The 1,881-nt window shown below is 67.8% G+C and carries 2 protein-coding genes and 1 pseudogene; 2 read left to right on the plus strand and 1 reads right to left on the minus strand.

Annotated features, from left to right (window positions below; all coding sequences use genetic code 11):
• Positions 1 to 128: 128 nt before the first annotated feature.
• Positions 129 to 761, plus strand: a complete 633-nt coding sequence (yfcF, locus tag FKP22_RS28950) for a glutathione transferase (protein WP_141291601.1) — start codon at positions 129 to 131, stop codon at positions 759 to 761.
• A 68-nt stretch (positions 762 to 829) separates the two neighbouring features.
• Positions 830 to 1,384, plus strand: coding sequence for a Uma2 family endonuclease (locus FKP22_RS28955; protein WP_231012016.1), 555 nt, complete (start codon positions 830 to 832; stop codon positions 1,382 to 1,384).
• A gap of 32 nt (positions 1,385 to 1,416) precedes the next feature.
• Here the strand turns inward: FKP22_RS28955 and FKP22_RS28960 are convergent.
• Positions 1,417 to 1,881: pseudogene (locus tag FKP22_RS28960) on the minus strand (glutamine synthetase); the annotation flags it as partial.

The following is a 1,881-nucleotide window of genomic DNA, read 5'->3' on the forward strand; positions in this document are numbered from 1 at the left end:
GGCCTGCTGCGCGGCCGCGGGCGCTGAAAGGCAGGCAAAGCACTGGCCGCCCGCGAGGGCTGCCGGTGCTACGCTGGCCTTCCCTCCGTTTTGACAGACGCGGCGCCCAGGGCGCCGCGCGCCATTTGATGCGCCAGCTCTACGTCGATGCCCAGTACGCCAGCCCTTACGCCATGTCGGTCTTCGTGGCCCTGCATGAAAAAGGACTGCCCTTCGAGATGCACACCGTGGACCTGGGCGCAGACGCCCACAAGGCCGCGACCTTGGCCGGCACGCTGCTGACCCAGCGCGTGCCCACGCTGATCGAGGACGATGGCTTCAACCTGGCCGAGTCCTCGGCCATCACCGAGTTCCTGGAAGACACCGCCGCAGGCCCTGCCCTCTACCCCACCTCGCCGCGGCAGCGTGCGCACGCTCGCCAGGTGCAGGCCTGGCTGCGCAGCGACCTGATGCCGATCCGCGTCGAACGCCCCACCGAAGTGATCTTCTTCGCCCAGCGCCGTGCCCCGCTGTCGGTCGAAGCCGAAGCGGCTGCGCAGAAGCTGTTCAGCGTCGCGGACACGCTGCTGCACGGCCACAGCGACGACCTGTTCGGCGAGTGGTGCCTGGCCGACCTGGACCTGGCACTGATGCTGAACCGGCTGGTAATGCACGGCGACCCGGTGCCGGCCCACCTGGCGGCCTATGCGACGCGGCAGTGGCAACGCCGCAGCGTGCGCGAGTGGCTGGCGTTGCCGCGGCCCGGGCTCAGTCTGTCTTGATGAGAGGTTCAGGGCCGCGCTATGCTGGGGCTCAGTGACTTCCAACCATGAGGGCCACGCGAATGGGCATGCCACTGCACAAGATGACGATGGCAGAGTTCCTCGCCTGGGAGGAGGAACAGCCGGAACGGCATGAGTTCTACCGAGGCGAGACCTATGCCATGGTCGGCGGAACCTTGCGCCACAACCGGGTCATCCTGAACCTGGCCAGCCGCATCGGCGACCACCTGGACGGCACGCCGTGCCAGGTCTTTGCCGAGAACGTCAAGGCAGAACTTTCCGAGGGCTTCCTGTACCCCGACGTGATGGTCACCTGCGGCAAGGCCGAGGCCGGCGACGAGCAGACCATCACCGACCCCAAGCTCGTCATCGAAGTGCTGTCGCCAAGCACCAGGGGCTACGACAAGCGGGACAAGTTCATCCTCTACCGCACACTGCCTTCACTGCGCGAGTACGTGTTGATCGACACGACCAAGCGCCAGGTGGAGGTCTTCACCCTGGCCGAGGCCGGCGCCTGGTTGCTGACCGACCAGACCGGGACCGGTGAGTTGGTGCTTGGCAGCATTGACCTCAAGCTGTCGATGGCACTGGTTTTCAAGGGCGTGGAGAGCGGCGCAGCATGAGCAGCTGAACCCGAGAACCGCGCCTCAGCCTCTCAGCCCAGTTCGAGCAGGTGGGTCAGGTCCCACTGCTCGCGCGGCTGGGCCAGCGCGGCGCGTTCGGCGTGTTCGTGGCGCTTGATGGCGATGAAGGCGTTAACCAGCGGGTCGCCGAGCAGTTCGCGCAGGGCCTGGCTGGCATGCAGCGCGTCCAGCGCGGTGGGCAGGCTGCGTGGCAGGCGCAGCAGCTCGTCGCTGTCATCCATCGGTGGCTCGGCCGCCTGCAGGCCCAGCAGGCCCAGGCCCAGCGTGGCGGCCACCGTCAGGTAGGGGTTGGCATCGCCACCGGGCAGGCGGTTTTCAATGCGGCGCGCGCTGGCGCCGGAGGCCGGGATGCGGAAGGCCAGCGAGCGGTCTTCATGGCCCCAGCTGGCGTGGGACGGTGAGGCATTGCTCAGCGCGATGCGGTCGTAGCCCATGTCGTGCGGCGAGAAGAAGGCCATGGCCGCAGGTGCGGCGCG

This window comes from Ideonella azotifigens (assembly GCF_006519715.1).
Classification (GTDB): Bacteria; Pseudomonadota; Gammaproteobacteria; order Burkholderiales; family Burkholderiaceae_C; genus Ideonella; species Ideonella azotifigens.

Bases quoted from the DNA above. Each gene is read 5' to 3' on its own strand.
- yfcF (WP_141291601.1), top strand. From the start codon at position 129: ATGCGCCAGCTCTACGTCGATGCCCAGTACGCCAGCCCTTACGCCATG.
- FKP22_RS28955 (WP_231012016.1), top strand. From the start codon at position 830: ATGCCACTGCACAAGATGACGATGGCAGAGTTCCTCGCCTGGGAGGAG.